The sequence below is a fragment of the Streptomyces sp. NPDC032822 genome (assembly GCF_055578825.1).
On record NZ_JBVIOL010000003.1, the window covers coordinates 237,056 to 254,615 of the forward strand.

Annotated in this window: 14 protein-coding genes; 5 read left to right on the top strand and 9 right to left on the bottom strand. The window is 70.9% G+C overall.

Annotated elements, in window-relative coordinates:
- Positions 1-31: 31 nt before the first annotated feature.
- The 6 genes from ACZ5VD_RS10235 to ACZ5VD_RS10260 form a co-directional block, all read right to left on the bottom strand.
- A complete protein-coding gene (locus tag ACZ5VD_RS10235; RefSeq protein ID WP_468551894.1) occupies positions 32-433 on the bottom strand; it encodes an SseB family protein in 402 nt (133 codons plus the stop codon).
- Positions 434-562: 129 nt separating this feature from the next.
- Positions 563-1,804, bottom strand: coding sequence for an acyl-CoA dehydrogenase family protein (locus ACZ5VD_RS10240; protein WP_468551893.1), 1,242 nt, complete (start codon positions 1,802-1,804; stop codon positions 563-565).
- Between the two features lie 137 nt (positions 1,805-1,941).
- Positions 1,942-2,484 carry a cysteine hydrolase family protein gene (locus tag ACZ5VD_RS10245; RefSeq protein ID WP_468551892.1) on the bottom strand — a complete coding sequence of 181 codons (543 nt, stop codon included), beginning with the start codon at positions 2,482-2,484 and terminating at the stop codon, positions 1,942-1,944.
- Positions 2,481-4,001 (bottom strand): purine-cytosine permease family protein, encoded by a 1,521-nt coding sequence (locus ACZ5VD_RS10250; protein ID WP_468551891.1) that lies wholly within the window; start codon positions 3,999-4,001, stop codon positions 2,481-2,483. The genes ACZ5VD_RS10245 and ACZ5VD_RS10250 overlap by 4 nt, the downstream gene beginning before the upstream one ends.
- 92 nt (positions 4,002-4,093) lie before the next feature.
- Positions 4,094-4,576 (bottom strand): hypothetical protein, encoded by a 483-nt coding sequence (locus ACZ5VD_RS10255; RefSeq protein WP_468551890.1) that lies wholly within the window; start codon positions 4,574-4,576, stop codon positions 4,094-4,096.
- A gap of 291 nt (positions 4,577-4,867) precedes the next feature.
- Positions 4,868-6,541, bottom strand: a complete 1,674-nt coding sequence (locus ACZ5VD_RS10260; RefSeq protein WP_468551889.1) for a cellulase family glycosylhydrolase — start codon at positions 6,539-6,541, stop codon at positions 4,868-4,870.
- Between the two features lie 167 nt (positions 6,542-6,708).
- Here ACZ5VD_RS10260 and ACZ5VD_RS10265 point away from each other — a divergent pair, with 167 nt between their 5' ends.
- On the top strand, positions 6,709-6,954 hold the full coding sequence (locus tag ACZ5VD_RS10265) for a hypothetical protein (protein WP_468551888.1): 246 nt from the start codon (positions 6,709-6,711) through the stop codon (positions 6,952-6,954).
- A 14-nt stretch (positions 6,955-6,968) separates the two neighbouring features.
- Here the strand turns inward: ACZ5VD_RS10265 and ACZ5VD_RS10270 are convergent, their stop codons facing one another.
- Positions 6,969-8,570 (bottom strand): alpha/beta hydrolase, encoded by a 1,602-nt coding sequence (locus ACZ5VD_RS10270; protein ID WP_468551887.1) that lies wholly within the window; start codon positions 8,568-8,570, stop codon positions 6,969-6,971.
- Positions 8,571-8,892: 322 nt separating this feature from the next.
- Between ACZ5VD_RS10270 and ACZ5VD_RS10275 the strand changes: the two genes are divergently transcribed.
- Positions 8,893-10,014 carry a glycoside hydrolase family 53 protein gene (locus ACZ5VD_RS10275; RefSeq protein WP_468551886.1) on the top strand — a complete coding sequence of 374 codons (1,122 nt, stop codon included), beginning with the start codon at positions 8,893-8,895 and terminating at the stop codon, positions 10,012-10,014.
- 60 nt (positions 10,015-10,074) lie between these two features.
- Here the strand turns inward: ACZ5VD_RS10275 and ACZ5VD_RS10280 are convergent, their stop codons facing one another.
- Positions 10,075-12,066 (bottom strand): hypothetical protein, encoded by a 1,992-nt coding sequence (locus ACZ5VD_RS10280; protein ID WP_468551885.1) that lies wholly within the window; start codon positions 12,064-12,066, stop codon positions 10,075-10,077.
- A gap of 336 nt (positions 12,067-12,402) precedes the next feature.
- On the opposite strand from ACZ5VD_RS10280, the gene ACZ5VD_RS10285 reads away from it, so the two are divergent.
- Positions 12,403-12,870 carry a MarR family transcriptional regulator gene (locus ACZ5VD_RS10285; protein WP_468551884.1) on the top strand — a complete coding sequence of 156 codons (468 nt, stop codon included), beginning with the start codon at positions 12,403-12,405 and terminating at the stop codon, positions 12,868-12,870.
- Positions 12,871-13,020: 150 nt separating this feature from the next.
- On the opposite strand, the gene ACZ5VD_RS10290 is transcribed toward ACZ5VD_RS10285, so the two are convergent.
- A complete protein-coding gene (locus ACZ5VD_RS10290; RefSeq protein ID WP_468681865.1) occupies positions 13,021-13,500 on the bottom strand; it encodes a hypothetical protein in 480 nt (159 codons plus the stop codon).
- Positions 13,501-13,720: 220 nt separating this feature from the next.
- Between ACZ5VD_RS10290 and ACZ5VD_RS10295 the strand changes: the two genes are divergently transcribed.
- Both ACZ5VD_RS10295 and ACZ5VD_RS10300 read left to right on the top strand, forming a co-directional pair.
- Complete coding sequence (locus tag ACZ5VD_RS10295) at positions 13,721-14,047, top strand: antibiotic biosynthesis monooxygenase family protein (protein WP_468551882.1); 327 nt, start codon at positions 13,721-13,723, stop codon at positions 14,045-14,047.
- Between the two features lie 167 nt (positions 14,048-14,214).
- Complete coding sequence (locus ACZ5VD_RS10300; protein WP_468681867.1) at positions 14,215-17,433, top strand: glycoside hydrolase; 3,219 nt, start codon at positions 14,215-14,217, stop codon at positions 17,431-17,433.
- Positions 17,434-17,560: the final 127 nt, after the last annotated feature.

Consider the following 17,560-nt stretch of genomic DNA (forward strand, 5'->3'; position numbering starts at 1 on the left):
ACTCAGGTGGCCGGGCCCACTCCGCTCTCTGCTACGCCCTGGCCAGCAGCGTGCGGACACCCTCGGAAGTGAGCGTCAGCGGATGCGCCGAGTTCGCGTCGATGGTCAGCGACAGGTCGTCGGCCGGCCACTGCGCGGCGAGTGCGCCCAGCGGGACCAGACGGTAGCGGGAGACGTACGGCAGCAGCTCGGCCATCTCCGGCTCGGAGGTGAACACGGGCACCACCGGGGCGCCGTCGGACTGCTCCAGGACCGGCAGCGCGACCATGGCGGGGTCGGCGGTCTCGTCCTGACCTGCGTCGTCGGGCACCGGCACCAGTACCTCGCTGCTCGCGAGCGTGGCCAGCGCCGTCGTGTCCTCGGTGTTCTCGGCCAGCGCGTCCAGCGCCCGCCGGGCGGGTGTGACGGTGTTGTCGTACGCGGGTGTTCCCATGACTGAATCTTTCCCTGCTGTCGGCGGTCGTACGGCCCGCCCCGGGCTTGATCGCCCCGGGTGCGGTCCTGCTCGCGTACCCGACCGTGTCCGGCGCAATCCTGTGGGCCGCGACGGATGGGAGGGGGCTCAGGGAATCAGCGGGACGTCGTCGGAGGGCAGGCCCAGCCGGTCGCGGCCGACCCGGCAGGTCAGCGGTTCGGCCATGCTCGCGCCCACATGGGTCCAGTAGGTCGCCGCGTCCCGGAAGTAGCGCTGCATCCGCTCGCCGTCGCGGGCGTGCCGGGAGCCCGCCGTGCGGAAGAGGGTGCCCTGCAGCACGTCCCAGGCCATGCGTCCGGCGTTCAGGAACATCAGGGCCAGACGGTTGTCCTCCGCGGTGCCGAACGGGGCCTCGCCGCTCGTGTTGCGGTGGCAGGTGTCCATCCAGTCCTGCGCGGTCTGCCGGAGCGCGGCCTCGGCGGTGTGGATCAGGCCGAGCGCCTCGCCGAGGTGGCGTTGGTAGTCGTGCAGGTCGGCGCGGGTGCGGTCGGGCTCCAGGAGCAGGGGGCGGGCGGCGAGGATCCGGGCGTACTCGTCGGCGGCGGCGTACGCGGTGCCGATCATGATGGCGGCGAGTTCGCCGTGGTAGAAGCTGGGCGCGCGTCCGGCGTACATCGGGTTGCCGTGCAGTCGTGAGCCGACGCTGCCGCCCCGCACGGGGAGGTCGAGCAGGCTCGCCTCGACGGTCAGGTACGCCGGGATGCGGGCGTTCTCCATGTGGATGCTGTTGGAGCCGCTGCCGCGCAGTCCGAGGACGCCGTGCCAGTCGTCCAGGACCGTCCACTGCGTTCGCGGGGCGACGAACAGCACCGGCGGTCCGGGCGGGTCGCCGGGCCGGTCGGGGGCGCGCAGGGTCTGGCCGACGTAGTGCGTGGAGTAGGGGGCGCCGGAGGAGTACGGCCAGGTGCCGTCGAGGACGATCCGGCCGTCGCCGTCGGGTGTGGCGACGCCGACGGGCGCGGCCGTGGACGCGGCCCGGAAGTCGCCGTCGGTGCCGAAGATCTCGTCCTGGGCCCGCTCCTCGAAGACGGCGGCGACCTGGAGGACGTGGGCGGCGGTCAGGGACAGCGCCCAGCCGGTGGAGGGGCAGCCGCGGGCTATCTCGACGACCACCCGGTAGAAGGCGGGCAGGCCGAACTCGTAGCCGCCGTACCGGCGCGGCTGGAGCATGCGGTAGAAGCCCGCCCGCAGGAAGTCGTCGTGGGTGTCCTTGGGGTAGTGCGTGAGCCGTTCGGTCTCCGGCTGGCGTTCGAGGAGTGCGGGCCTGAGGGCGATGGCCCTGCGCACGACGTCCTCTTCGGTCAGTGCGGGCTCGGGAGCGGCGATCACGATGCCTCCTGACGTGTGGGGCCGTCCGTTCGTGACGCGACAGAAGTGATTCAACACGGGGAACGCCGTGCGGTACCGACCGGATATCGCCAAGTGCGATCGGCTCGGGCCACCGCGGGCGGAGCCGGGCCCGGTGTTCAGCCCCGGATGATCTCCTCGACCGTGACGACCCTGATCAGCGGCCGGTACAGGTCCATCACCTCAAGGGCCTTGGCGTGCGAGGCGTCGTCCGCGCCCGCGCACGCGTCGGACACCACCAGGACCTCCGCTCCCGTGTCGGCGGCGGCGAGGGCGGTGGACAGGACACAGCAGTCGGTGCTGACACCGGCCAGCACCAGGCGCCCCTGCGGGCCGAGGCGGGCGGCGAGTTCGGGTGTCCACTTGCCGAAGGTGGGGGCGTCCAGCACGTGTTCGGCCCGGGCGGCGAACTCGTCCGTGAGCTGCCAGAGCGGGGCGTGCGGCGGCTGCCGGGCGAAGGGCCACCGCTCGTAGTACGCCCGCCAGGCACCGGTGGGCCGCTCGGGCGCCAGGAAACGGGTGAAGGTGACGCGGTCCCCGAACGCCGGCAGCAGACGTCGTACGCCGTCGGCGGCCTCCGGGTAGCGGGGGGCGGCCCAGGGGCTGTCGGGGTCGGCGAAGACGCGCTGCATGTCGATGACGGTGAGCAGCCCGGCGGTCATACGACCGCTCCCCCGTCGGGCGTCGGGCTCGGCGCCGTCGCCTCCTGTTCCCGCACCCGCCCGCGCGCCAGGGCCAGGGTGCCGAGGAAGCCGAGGGCGAGGGCGGCGAGGACACCGAGGTTGGCGTAGGCCCAGGAGCCGGACCTGCCGCCCAGGCCCAGCGGGGCGAGCAGATAGCCCTGCCAGTCCAGCCAGTTCGCGGCCGCGTTGGTCACCAGGCCCCAGCCGAGGGCGGTGGCGGCGAGGGTGAGCAGGAGCGGGGCGGGCGGTACGTCGCCGTAGCGGCCCCGCGGCCGGTAGAGGTCGCCCTCGTCGTAGTCGCGGCGGCGCAGCAGCAGATCGGCGAGCATGATGCCGCACCAGGCGGCGATGGGGACGCCGAGCGTGGTGAGGAAGCCCATGAACTGGCCGAGGAAGTCGTCGGCGACGAACACGATGTAGACCGAGCCCGCGATCATCAGGACGCCGTCGACGAGGGCGGCCTGATAGCGGGGCACGCGCAGGCCCGCGGAGAGCAGGGCGAGGCCGGAGGAGTAGATGTCGAGGACCGCGCCGCCGACCAGGCCGAGCACCGCGACCACGGCGAAGGGCACGAGGAACCAGGTGGGCAGGATCGTGGTGAGGGCGCCGATCGGGTCGGCGGCGACGGCCGTGGCGAGGTCGGTGGAGGAGCCGGCCAGCAGCAGGCCGAAGACCAGCAGGAGCAGGGGCGCCACCGAGGCGCCGAAGGTGGTCCACCCGACCACGCCCCGGCTCGACGAGGTGCGGGGCAGATAGCGGGAGTAGTCGGCGGCGGCGTTGACCCAGCCGAGGCCGAAGCCGGTCGTCATGAACACCAGCGCACCGATGAACTCCTGTGCGGAGCCCGCCGGGACGGCGCTCACGGTGCTCCAGTGGATGTGGTCGGCGACGAGCACGACGTAGACGACGGTGAGGACGGCGGTGACCACGGTGACGACGGTCTGCAGCCGCATGATCAGGTCGAAGCCCATCACGCCGCCGACGACGGTGAGCGCGCCGACCAGGATGAGGGCGACGACCTCGGTCTCGGTGCCGCCGCCCCGGCCGAGCCGCTCGAAGACGGTCGCGGTGGCCATGGTGGCGAGGGAGCAGAGCACCGTCTCCCAGCCGACGGTGAGCATCCAGGAGACGACGGACGGCAGGCGGTTGCCGCGCACTCCGAAGGCGGCACGGCTGAGAACCATCGTCGGCGCGGAGCCGCGTTTGCCGGCGACGGAGACGAAGCCGCACAGCAGGAAGGAGAAGACGATGCCGATCACGCCGGCGATCAGCGCCTGTTGGAAGGAGATCCCGAAGCCGAGCGCGAAGGCGCCGTAACTCAGGCCCAGAATGGAGACGTTGGCCCCGAACCAGGGCCAGAACAGGGTGCGCGGAGTGCCTTTGCGTTCGGCGTCGCCGATCACGTCCAGTCCGTGCGTCTCGACCTGGAGCTGTCGGCTGCCGGGTCTACCGCGGGCGGGGTCCGTGGAATCCGTCGTGTCCGGGGAGTCTGCCATCGCCGCCTGCCTGTCGGGACGTGTCGGGCGGACAGTAGGTTCGGGCGGAGCGGGGCGTCAAGTGCGACGCGGCCGTCCGCCCGGACAGGTGGTCAGCGGGCCCAGAACGGCAGGGGCGGGCAGGTGTTGGCGCAGGTGTAGCCGCCGGGCATCAGCAGACCGGCGTCGTCCTCGTTGTTGTCGCCGCCCGCGAAGTAGACCTCGGGGACCCAGCCCCACCTGCCGTTGTCCGCCATGGTGCTGCCCCACCAGTAGTTCTCGGCGGAGCCCGCCCGGAAGGTCTGGCCCTTCATCTCGGTCACGAACCAGTTGGCGGCGCCGCCCTGTTCGAGGTGCCCGACGACGGGGGCACCCGGCGAGCGGGTCGCGTAGACCGGCACATGGCCCTGGGTGAGGTTGCAGTACATGACGTTCGTGCCCGGCCACACCCGCCCGGTGCCGGGGTCGGTCAGGTCCCTCTTGGTGGTGCTGTGGCAGGGGACGTTGTCGGTGGCGTGGGCAGCGGGGGCGACCAGACCCGAGAGGACGGCGAAGGTGGCGGCGGCCGTGGCCAGTCCGCGCTTGATGTGGATCATGCAAGCCAGAACGACCGTTCCGGCCGGCGGTCACGGCGTGGCCGCGACGCCGCGGATCCGAGCCCGGCCCTTCGTCGCTCCCTCGACCGGCGCGGTCGCCGGGTGCTCGACGTCCGGATGGGGGTTGGTGGGGGCGACGTCCGGTACCTCCGGTCACCGGCGCCCCGCCCGCCGTCCTCGCCGCCGTCCGGCCGCGCTCCGACGTCGCGACGGATGCGCGCGGCGGTCGTCATGGACGCGTGCTGCGTACGTCCGTGACGACCGCCTCGCGGACAGCGGCCCGGCGTGGGGTCAACCGGTGGTGCAGGCCGACCCGTTGAGCGTGAACGCGGTCGGCGCGGTGTTGGTGGCGCCCTTGCTGCCGATGAAGCCGAGGGTGACCGAGCCTGCGGCCGGGATGGTGGACGTGTAGGAGGCGGGCGTCACGCTCACCGTGCCGCCGGTCTGGGTGGGGGTTCCGCCCCACATGTTGGCCACGGTCTGGCCGTTGGCGAAGGCGAAGGCGAGCGTCCAGCCGCTGATCGCGGCCGTGCCGGTGTTGCGGATGACGATCTCGCCCTGGAAGCCGCCCGACCACTCGTTGGTGGCGCGGTAGTTCACTGAGCAGGTGCCGCTCGGGGCGCTGCCGGTGGTGACGTCGACCGTGGCCGAGCGGGTCGAGCGGTTGCCGGCCACGTCACGGGCGTACACGGCGAAGGTGTACGCGGTGGCGGCGCTGAGGCCGGTCACCGTGACGGAGCTGGCGGTGGAGGCCGCGACCTTCGTCTCCGCACCGCCGCTGACACGGACGACGTCATAGCCGGCGATGCCAACGTTGTCGGTGGACGCGGGCCAGGTGAGGGCCGCCGAGGTGGACGTCACCGAGGAGGCGGCCGGGGTGCCGGGAGCGGTCGGGGCCTGGGTGTCCCCCGGGTTCCCGCCACCGAAGACGGTGGCTTCCTTCGACGTCTGGGCGATGCCGTTGACGCCGTTGAAGATGCGCTGGCCCCAGGAGCTGAGCCGGCTCGGATCGAAGCCGATCGTCAGGTCGAGGACCGGGTCGGTGTTCCCGCTCCAGGACCAGGCCAGATAGCCGAGGTCGAGCTGCTCGGCGGTGGCCATCATGGTGTCCTCGTCGGGGTCGCCCCACTGGTCGGCGGGCCCGCCGAACTCGCCGATGAGGATGGGCAGTCCGGCATTGACGAAGGCGTTGAGATAGTCGGTGATCTCCGCAGCGGTGTCGTAGACGCTGTACATGTGGATCGAGAAGATCAGGTTGCCGGTGGTGTCGGCGTCGTAGACGGCCTGGGCGTTGGTACGCATGACGTTCTGCCAGTCCTGGCCCCAGTTGGGCGCGTCCACCATGATCGTGTGCTCGAATCCGGCGGTGCGCAGTTTCTTGATCGCGGCGATCGTGGGGGCGGTCCAGCCTTCCGGACTGGTGTTGCCCCAGGGCTCGTTGCCGATGTTGACGATGACGTAGTTCTCTTCGCCGGCCAGCACGTCCTTGAGGCCGATCCAGTAGTCGGCGGCGTGGTCGAGCGTGCCGGCCGCGGTGTCCTCGCCGTAGCCGGTGGTGTCGTGCACCTCCAGTACGCAGATCAGCCGGTTGGCCTTGCACTGGGCGACGATGTTCGCCACGTCGGCGGCGCTGTTCTCGGTCCAGCGGTGACCGTCGGAGAGGACGACGCGGACCGAGTTGGCGCCCAGCGCCTTGATGTCGGCCAGCGACTGCGTCTGGCCCGGATACCAGGTGTGGGCGTGGTTGACGCCGCGCATCACGAAGTCGTTGCCGTTGCCTTCGAGCAGGCGGCCGTCGCTGATGTGAAGGCCGGTGGCCTGCGCCCCGGGGGCCCCGGGTTCGGCCTGGGCCAGCGCGACGGCCGGGCAGAGGACACCGAGGACGACGAGTCCGACCAGCGTGGCGAGGCCGGCCAGCAGGCGGCTCAACGGGTCCTTTCGTGTCGTACTTCTTGCTGTTCTCACTGCGACTCCAGGGGGTGGGCGCCGAGGAACTCTGGCATCAGAAGGGTCATGGGAGCGCTCCCATGAAGCCATTGAGGCGCGTACACGTCAAGACATCGCGCAGGCATCGTCACGCAACACCGCACCGCCGGCAGGTCCGCGGCGGCCGGTGGCCCACTGTCGGCGACGTGCCGTACTGGACCGAGTTCCTGCGCGCCCTCGCCGAGATCGACCCGGACATGGCCGTGAACATCGAGCACGAGGACGCGGCCTGCTCCCGGACGGAGGGGCTCGCCCTGGCGGCGCAGAACCCGCACAGCGCCGCGGCGGCCCTGCAGCCGGAGGAGCAAGCCCGGTGGCGGAGCGGCGGCCGGGTGAGGGGGCGTGGCCCGGTCCGGGTCACGCCCCCTCCCTCACGGCCGCGTCGCAGCTGACCGCGGCAGGCGGCTCACCGGCTCGTTCCGGTGCCCAGCAGTGCGGGCAGCGGGTTGACGAGATCTCCGCTCGGCGACTGGCGCTGGGCGGAGGGGCCGGTCGGCCAGACCGCGGGGCAGTGCGTGCCCTTGCGGGGTGTCTTGAGGGTGAGGAGGTAGGTGTCGATGGCGTCCCGCGCGCACGGGCTCAGCCAGTAGTCGCCGTGGCCGACACCGTCGTAGGTGAGGAACGCGGCCTCGCGGCCGATCTGGCGGGCGGCGTTGGAGCCCCAGGCGTAGGGGGTGGCCACGTCGTAGCGGCTGTTGGTCACCAGGATCGGCGGGGTGCCGTCGACCCGGAGGCGGTGCGGCGGGTTGGTCACCTCGGTGGGCCAGTTCTGGCAGCCGGTCAGGTCCGTCCAGGCGAGGGAGCTGAGCCGGGTGACGGGGGCGATGCGGGCGAGTTCGCGTTCGAAGCCGGCGAGCGTGCGGTACGACGGCAGGTCGAAGTCGTAGTCCTGGCACATCACCGGGAGGTACCCGAACTCCGTCGGCTCGCCGCGCTTCCCGAAGGAGCGGGCCGCCGCGGCGGTGGGGGCGTCCAGATAGACGAGGTCCTCGGCGAACTGGAACCAGGAGGCCGGGTCGTACATGTAGCCGAAGGCGAGGCCCTGGAGGTCCTGGGTGGTGAAGGTGTACGGCGGGTCGCCCGGCAGCACGAGTTCGCCGGCGTCGGCGCGCTTGTAGAGGGAGTCGAACAGGGCGCGGGGGTCCTGGTCGTGGAGCGCGCAGGACGCCGTACGGGCGCACCAGTCGGCGAACTGGCCGTACGACTCCTCCATCGCGACGGTCTCGGTCTTCTGGTAGGCCCACGGGCCGAGGCTGTGGTCCATGTTGGAGTCGAGTGTCATCGCGCGGACGCGGTGCGGGTAGCGCTCGGCGTACTGCTGGCCGATTCCGGTGCCGTAGGAGACGCCGTAGTAGCTGATCCGCCGCTCGCCGAGGCCGGCCCGGATGGCGTCCATGTCGCGGACGACGCTCGCGGTGTCCATGTGGTCGACGAGTGATCCGGTGAGGTCGCGGCAGTTCTCGCCGAGCGCCCGGTTCGCCTCGCGGAGTTCGGCGAAGGAGGCGGCACTGTCCGGGTAGAGGCGCACGCCCTGCTCGACCACCAGGTCCACGTCGCACCGGACCGGGTTGCTGCGGGCGACACCGCGCGGGTCGAAGCCCACGATGTCGAAGCGCTCCAGCAGGTCGGGGGAGAAGGAGTCGGCGGCGCCGAGCGCGAAGTCGACTCCGGAGCCGCCCGGGCCACCGGGGTTGATCAGCAGTGAGCCGATGCGGCGGGCGGGGTCGGTGGCGAGGTGGCGGGCGAGGGCCAGGTCGACGGTGGCACCGCGCGGGCGCTTCCAGTCGACGGGGACCGTGAGGGTGGCGCATTCGAAGGTGCCCTCGCCCGAGGGCCGTTCACAGGGTTCCCAGGCTATGGGTCCGGGCGACGGTTTCCCGGCGGCGGGCGCGGGCGCGGCGACCGCGGTACCGGTGAGCAACTGGCCGAAGAGCGCGGCGACCAGAGCTCCGACGGCCAGTCTTCGGCGACCCTTCGGGCGTGGGTTCGGTGGGGGGTTGGACGGCATGGGTGTTCCTCCACGTCTCAGGACTGCGCAGACCGCACAGGGGGATCACAGCATGTCCTGAACCACCTTGCGGGACAAGGAAACTGATGATCAATCAGCCACCGGACGGCCCTCCCCTGCGCGTCACGATGACTCTGTGATCTGTGCACGTACCCAAGCACCTGACCTCAACATCAAGCCCACTACCAGGTGGAAATGTCAGCGACACAGATATTTACAGCGTTCGTAACCTCTCCTACTGTGAACGTGCACGGAACCAGCTACATGCGCATGTCAAGCCCACCCACTTCGACTGCGCACGTCTCGATCAAAGGAGTTCGGGATGACCGTGAACGGTCCAGGCCGCCTCGTGAAGGCCGCCCTGCTCATGGCAGCCGTCGCCCTGCCCGCGTCCCTGCTCACCACGCCCACGACCGCCTTCGCCGCGGGCACGCTCACCATGCTCGGCGCCGACGTCTCGACCGCGCAGCGCGCGATCGACCTCGGCGCGAAGTACTACGACGCGAACGGCACCGCCAGGGATCCGCTCGACATCCTCAAGGGCGCCGGCGTGAACTACGTCCGGCTGCGCGTATGGAACAACCCGGCCAGCGGCTACAACAACAAGGCCAAGGTGCTGGCGTACGCCCAGCAGGTCAAGGCCAAGGGGCTCAAGCTCCTGGTCGACTTCCACTACTCCGACACCTGGGCGGACCCGGGCAAGCAGTACAAGCCCGCGGCCTGGTCGAGCCACACCATCGGCCAGCTGCAGACGGACGTCTACAACTACACCTACGACGTCTGCAACAGCCTCAAGTCACAGGGCACCACCCCGGACAGCGTGCAGATCGGCAACGAGATCAACGTCGGCATGCTGTGGAACGAGGGCAAGGTCGTCAACAACGACTTCACCAACCTCAGCCTCCTCCTCAAGTCGGGGTACAACGCGACCAAGGCCTGCAACGGCGGCACCAAGGTGATCATCCACACCGCCAACTCGGACAGTGACGCCCACGCACGCTGGTTCTACGACGGCATCACCGCCAAGGGCGTCAACTGGGACATCACCGGGCTGTCGTACTACTGCCCCTGGCACGGCACGATCGCCAACATGGGCAGTGTCGTGTCCGACATGAGGTCCCGGTACGGCAAGGACGTGGTCATCGCCGAGACGGCGTACCCGTTCACCTCGGCCAACGCGGACAGCACCGGCAACTCGATCACGTCGGGCTGCTCGGGCTATCCGCTGACCTGGAAGGGCCAGGCCGACAACTTCACGGCCGTGCAGAACACCGCCCGCAGCGCGGGCGCGATCGGCGTCTTCTACTGGGAGCCGACCTGGTACGCGGTCACCGGCAACGGCTGGGACCCGGCCGACATCAACAACAGCGGCAACGGCTGGGACAACATGGCCGTCTTCAACTGGACCGGCCAGGTGAACCCGAACGTCAAGTGGACTCCGTAGCAACGGTGTTCGCGCGAGAAACGGCACCGCCTTCGGGCGGTGCCGTTCACGGCGTGCCGGTCACACCCCGGCCGTCTCCCATTCGGCCTTCTTCGCCAGGGCGTTGACGGCCCCGTTGAACCGTTCCATCGAGGTGGGGTGGTCGGGGCCCAGGACGTACTCCTTGAGTGTGCGGCGGTCGGGGCCCATCGGGTCGTGGCGCGGCTCGCGGACCGACCGCAGGATCTCCGGGAGCCGGGTGCACTCGCGGTCGAGCAGATAGGCGCCGCCGGCCGTGGTGTAGGCGGCCCGGAACTCCTCGTCGGGCAGATCCTGTGCGTTGGTCAGGACATACGGCTTCAGTCCGGCCACGAAGTCGGCGACCACGGAGGAGACATCGCTGATGAGCATGTCCGCCTGGTTGAAGCAGTCGTAGAGCGTGGGCAGTTGGCCCAGGATCACGTGGTGCAGGTCCGGGCCGTGGCTCGCCCAGAAGATGTGGTGCCACTCGGCGCGCAGCGCGTGCCACTCGTCCGCACCCGCGCGGTCGGGGACGCGCGCGTCGCGGGTCTGCTGGGTGAAGTCGCTCCCCTGCCGCCCGGCCAGCTCGTCGAGCCGGTCCTCGATCTCCCGCAGCCGCGGCGCGGCCACGGCGAGCGCCGCGGGGGTCCGCGCGGCGTCGCGCCGCTCGTTGTCCGCCCGCAGCAGCGCCCGTACGGCCAGGTCCGCGGCGGCCGCCTCGGGTGAGCGCTTGCCGGTGAGCGGATGCGGTTTGTAGATGACCCGCACGTTCTCGGCGAGGAGCTTCTCCACCATGGGGACGCCCATCGGGGTCAGGGAGGTGTGACAGTCGTCGTCGCTCCAGCCCTCCCAGGTGGGTGCGTACAGGACGACGGGCAGGGGTCCGGGTATGTGGTCGGCGTGCAGCCGGATCGACGACAGCTGCGGGCGGCCCACCTCGACGATCGCCTCGTCGCTGATGGCGTGCCGCACCCGCTGGTAGCGGTCCCGGCCGGCCCGGCCGGCCACCCAGATCTCGTCGTACACCTTGCTGACCCGGTTGCTGCTGGCGAGTTTGTCGCTGTCTCCGTGGCCGATGAAGACGTGCTTGGCCTCGGCCACGCGCAGCATGTGCACGTTCTTTCCGGCGTTGCCGGGATAGAGGACCACTCGGACGTCGGGCAGGTCGAGTTCGGCCAGGTCGTCGGCCTTGGGCACACAGACCACCGGGATCCAGGTGCGGCTCAGATGCCGGAACGAGGCCCGCTCGCGCAGGACGATCAGCGGGCGCCGGTCCAGCTGTTCCAGCGTCTCTATCCACATGTTGACCTGGTACATGAAGTCCCGGGACACCGCGGCGAAGCTGAAGTAGAGCACCACCTCGGGCCGGTATCCGGCGAGTTGGCGGTTCACCTCGTGGATGACGTCATCGCGCCGGGGCGTCCGGCGGGCCCTGCGGAACTGTCCCACCAGTGCCACCACGGCCGCCACGGTCAGCCCGCTCGTCAGCGCGTAGCCGACGCCCGCCGCGTACGACGTCCCGGCCGCGAGCGCGATCAGCAGCCCCGCGTGGGCGGGCAGGTCGAGATGGAGCAGCTTGCGCAGGAAGCGCCGGTAGAGGAAGGCGGGCGGGCTCTGCGGAATGCCCGCCTCGCTCATGTCCAGGTTGCGTACGACCAACGGCAGGGTCCGCCGCAGGGTGATGGAGCGGTGCAGCGCCGAGTACAGCATCACCAGTGCCAGGTGGGCACCGAAGACGGCCAGCCCGGTACCCAGCCACACGTCCGGCGCGTTCATCCGATCGGCCAGCGCCAGCAGCATGACCGTCCGGACGGCGAACCGCATGGTGCGGTCGAACTGCAGGCTCGCCAGTCGGCGGACGAAGCCCGGTGCCCTGGCGTGCAGTGCCTCGTCCGCGAGATAGCTCACCGCCGACGCCACGGCGAAGCCCCACAGGGAGGGCATCAGCGCGAAGACCGGCAGCGCGGCGAACCCGGCTCCGAACAGGGCCACCAGCAGCAGGTCGGTCTTCCCCCGCACACGCAGGGCAGCGCACAGCCAACGGATCATCATGGGCAAGGATTCCCCCCGGAATTGCTTGCGGCGGCGACGGTGGGCCGTCGCGTTGTCGGCCGGTTGGACGTGAACAGGGGGTGAAAGGTTGTACAACTGCGGGCAGACGACTTCGGAGATCTGACTCCGGACGCGCGATGCCGCCGGGCAGGTATCTGTACGGCGGCATCGGCCGCTGCCTCCGGGGGGATCAGCCGGGCGAGGTCTGGCGTGTGCGCGCAGGAGAGACACGCAGGTTCGGGCCTGTCGTGGTCGGCTCCCCGGCTCTTGACCCCAACTTCACTTCAGGTTTTACGGTGCGTCTATCGGCGATTCACTGATCGGGAGGCACCACAGATGACGACACAGCACCTCTCCGACGCCGAGTTCGCCGCACAGCCGGCCGCGTACTGGACCGGAGTGGCCTACGAAGCCCTCATCGCGTTCACCCGGGCACGGCAGGCCGAACTCGGCTTCACCCAGCCTCAGTACTGGCTGCTGCGCAACCTGTCGAAGAACGACATCTCACCCGACGGCCACGGTATGACGATCCCCGAACTCCAGCAGGCCATGAGCGCCTACCTCAGGCCCGAGGACGACCTCCGAGCCGAGGCGGAGACGCTGCTGGAGCGCGGCCGGCTCAGCCGTGACGACGTGGGACGACTGTGGATCACCGCGTCGGGGGAAGAGGCCCGGGCCGACTTCGGGCGGCACTCCCCGGAAATCCGCGACCGCATCCACGAAGGCATCGACGACGCCGACTATGTCACCGCTCTCAAGGTGCTCCAGCAGATGATCCGGAACACCGGCGGCACCCGGCCGTAGTCCGCGCCGGGAGCAACCGACCGCGTGGAACAGGCTGTTGCCCCACTTCGTCGGGCGCCACCGCGGTCGCCGTTCCTGGAACGCCCCACCCGTGGGCGGCGTGCGACGAGGTCCGGGCACCGGCACCTGGACCGGCGTCGGCAGAAGCCGCTACGACCCGTTCGCCGACGGGCCGATGCCGGTCAGTTCCTGGATGGTCCCGCCGAGCGTGGAGCGCAGTTTCTCCAGCACCTTCGGTTTCGCGCTGACCACCCAGCGCGGCCCCACGAGGTACTTGCCGCCGTAGACGCCGGCCGCGTCCAGCCAGGTCAGCTTGTACTGCTCCTCGGGAAAGGTGGTGATGCGGTAGTCGGCCTCCTTGGTGCGGCACAGTCCCTCGCGCAGTTCGTCCGCCTCGGTGCGGATCTCGACCTTGCAGCCGGTCAGACCGGCGATCACCTCGATCTTCGCGGGTGCCACCACTCCGGCCGAGGGAGCGACCGTCACCGATGCCGTCGCCTGCCCGCCCTCGGCGTCGGCCTTCGCGGCGGCGTCGTCGCCTCCTCCGCACGCCACGAGCAGGGGGAGCAGCAGGAGACTGCCGACGATCAGGGTGGGTCCGCTGCGACCTCGTGGTGACTGCTGAAGCACGTGCCTCTCCGTATCCGCGCCGCGCTGCCCGTACGAGCAGCCAGGTGTACGCCCCGGAGTACGGACGGGTCCCGGCGGACGTTCAGCTCCGCCCTTCCGGGACACGCGACCGGCCGCCGACCGCCCCGCGCGGCTGCGCGGCCCGAGCGGGCACCTCGACGCGAGGTGCCCGGGGCCTCCGCCGCGGGATACCCCGGGCCGCTGTTACAGAATGGACGGCATGAGCATCGTCAAGATCAACGTACTCACGGTTCCGGAGGACCAGCGCGAGACGCTGGAGAAGCGGTTCGCCGCTCGCGCGAGCGCCGTGGAGGGCTCGGACGGATTCGAGTGGTTCGAGCTCCTCCGCCCGGTGGAGGGCACCGACACCTACCTCGTATACACGCGCTGGCGTACCGAGGAGGACTTCCAGAAGTGGATGTCCGGACGCGGACAGGGCGCGCACGGCGGCGGTTCCGCGGGGGGCGAGCGTCCGAAGCCCGCGGCGAGTGACGCGACGCTGTGGTCCTTCGAGGTGGTGCAACAGACCGCGCCGCCGCAGGGCTGAGACCGACCCCGGGCACGCCCTGGGGCCGACAAACGGGCGCAAGCGCTCTCTGTCGGCCCCGGGGTGTGCTTTTTTGTTGCCTGCACAGTGTCTTGACGTGTTCATTTCTGTCGTCAAGCATGCCTTGAGTTCGATTGCTTCTGGTCGGTTCTGTTTCTCTCCGTGTCATGAATGGGAGTTCCGTGTCCAGTCGGCATCGCATCGCCCGGGCGCTGGCGCCAACCGTCCCCCTCGTCCTCGGCGCGAGCCTCGTCGTGGGCCCCGCCCCCGCCACCGCCGCTGCCCCCGTCACGGACGCCCCGCCCCCCGGCGCGGTCACGGTGCGGGTCGATCCGTCGTACCGGCAGCAGGAGTTCGAGGGATGGGGGACGAGCCTCGTCTGGTTCGCCAACGCCACGGGCGGCTACCCGGAGCCGATCCGAAGACGGCTGGCCGACATGCTGTTCGGCGAGGACGGGCTGGCCCTCAACATCGCGCGCTACAACATCGGCGGCGGCAACGCCCCCGATGTCCGCCGGGACTACATGAAGGCGGGCGCGACCATGGACGGCTTCTGGAAGGCCCCCGAGGGGACCACACGCGACGACATGGACTGGTGGGACCCGAACAACCCGGACCACTGGGACTGGAACGCCGACGCGGGCCAGCGCTGGTGGCTCGACCAGGTCAAGGACAAGGTCACCCGCTGGGAGGCGTTCAGCAACTCCCCGCCCTGGTTCCAGACGGTCAGCGGATACGTCTCCGGGGGCTTCGACTCCGGCGCCGACCAGATCCGCGCCGACCGCGTCGACGACTTCGCCTCCTACCTGGTGCGGGTGACCGACCGGCTGGAGCGGGAGCACGGCATCGACTTCGACACCATCGACCCGCTCAACGAGCCCAACACGTCCTACTGGGGAACCCAGTTGGGGGCCGACGGACAGCCCACGGGCGGGCGCCAGGAAGGCGCGCACGCCGGACCGGCGCTCCAGCAGAAGGTGCTCCTCGCCCTCGACAAGGCACTGGACGAAGCGCGGACGAACGCCGGGATCTCCGCGATGGACGAGACCAACCCCGGCCTCTTCACCCAGAACTGGAACGCCTACGACACCGCCGCGCGGGAGGCCGTCGACCAGCTCAACGTGCACACCTACGGCACGGGCATGCGCACCAGCGCCCGGGACATCGCCAAGGGCGCGGACAAGAAGCTGTGGATGAGCGAGGTCGAGGGCACCTGGGGAACCGGCACCGACTTCACGAGCATGGAACCGGGGCTGGGCATCGCCACCCGCATGGTCGACGACATGCGTGAACTGGAGCCCGCCGCCTGGGTGTTCTGGCAGCCGGTCGAGGACGCGATCCCGCAGGCCGCCGCCGGCAAGAACTGGGGCAGCATCCACGTCCCGTTCGACTGCACGGCCGACGACACCCTGGAGACCTGCCCGGTCCGCGCCAACTCGAAGTTCCACACCATCCGGAACTTCACCCACTACATCCGCCCGGGCGACCACTTCGTGAAGACCGACGACCCGTCCAGCGTCGCCGCGGTGCGGCGGTCCGGCCGGGCGGCGACCGTGGTCCACGTCAACAGCGGTACGGCCGCGCACCCGGTGACCCTCGACCTCTCACGCTTCGGCAAGGTGGCGCCGCGGGCCTCGGTCACCCCGGTGGTGACGAGCGCCGACGGGGCTCTCGTGCGGGGCGCTCCGGTCCGGGTCACCGACGGTTCGGCCACGCTCACCGTCCCCGCCAAGTCGGTCACCTCCTTCCTCGTCGAGGGAGTGAGCGGCGTGGCGAAGGACGCCGCCCTCGTGCAGCGCGGCCATGTCTACCGCCTCCAGGGCGCGCAGAGCGGGAAGTCCCTCGCCCCGTCGGCCGACGGGGACGGTGTCGCCATCCGCACGACCGACGCGGGCAACGCCGAACAGCTGTGGACCGTACGGCAGTTGACATCCGGTACCGACCACCGGGCGCGCTACACCCTCACGGGCGCGAGCACCGGCAAGCGGCTCGCGGTGCGCGGCGACGAGGCCGTCCTGGAGGATCCGGCGACCGGCAGGCCCGGCACCGCGGCCCAGTGGATCATGTCGACGACCGGTGACGGCACCTGGACGTTCGTCAACGCCGCCACCGGCCGCCTGCTCGACGTCACCGGCCAGTCCTCGGCGGACGGCGCCGAGGTGGCCACGTACACCCCGACCTCGGCGGCGAACCAGCGCTGGACCGTGACCGACGAGACCGTGCTGCGCACCGAGTCGGCCGAGGCGTTCACGGTGCCCGGTCTGCCGCCGCGGCTCCCGGCCACGGTGACACCCCTCTACCGGGACGGTGCCCGCGGCTCCCTGCCCGTGGTGTGGAGCCTGCCGCCGGACCGGAAGTGGCGTGCTCCCGGAACGGTACGCGTCACGGGCCGGGCGACCGATCCCCTCGGTCGCGCGTTCCGGGCGCGGGCCGTCGTCACCGTCGACACGATCGCCTCGACCCTGCCCGGCCGCGCCAAGACCTATGTCGGCGGCAGCCCGCGGCTGCCGGCCACGGTCGTCGGGGTCGGCCGGAACGGCGGCCGGACCGACCTCCCCGTGACCTGGGGACCGGCGCCCGAGGGCGCGTTCGCCACGGCAGGTGTGGTGACGCTGCGGGGCACCGCGCGGGTCGTCGACGGCAGCGCGGTCGACGCGACCGTGCGCGTGCAGGTCACCGAACCGGCCCGGGCCAACATCGCGCCGGACCCCGACGTCTCGGTGGCGGCCACGTTCACCGAGAGCGGCTACTCCGCCGAGCGCCTGCGCAACGGCAACACCGCCGAGAAGGCCTGGTCCAACTGGAAGCCGGGGAACACCAAGAACCCCTCCGACACGATCACCTTCACGCTGCCGACGGCCCGCGACCTCGACCGCGTGGTGGCGCACTTCCACCGGGACGGCAGCACCGCCTCCTTCCCGGCGAGCCTGAAGGTGCAGGTGCGCGAAGGCGCCGACGGCACATGGGCCGACGCGAGCGGGGACGTCCCGGTCGGCACCGAGGGCACGCCGGTGGTCGACGTACCCCTGGAAGCGGGTCCCGCGACCGCGGTCCGGGTGGTCATGACCGCACGTCCGGGCGGCTACCTCACGATGAGCGAGATCGAGGTGTACGCCAGGACTCCCGGCGCCTCCTCGGACGCGACCGCCGCGTCGATCGAGGTGGCCGGCGTTCCGGTCCCGTCCTTCGACCCCGAGAGGGCCGAGTACCGGGTCGCGACCGCCGATCCGGCCCGGGCGGTGGTCACCGCGACGCCCCGCGACCCCTACGCGGCCGTCACGGTCGAGCGCACCCGGGAGTCCGGCCGGACCGTCGCCGTCGTCTCCGTGACCGGTGAGGACGGGACACGGACGAGGACGTACCGGATCAGTCTCGTACGACGCTGAGGGCGGTGTCACCGGCTGCGGCGGCGGGAGTCGGCCCACCGGCGACCGGGGTCACCCGGCCTCGGTCGCCGGGACGCCGGGGGGAGCCGTCGTGGACCAGCGTCCGCAGCAGATGGCGGGCAGTGGC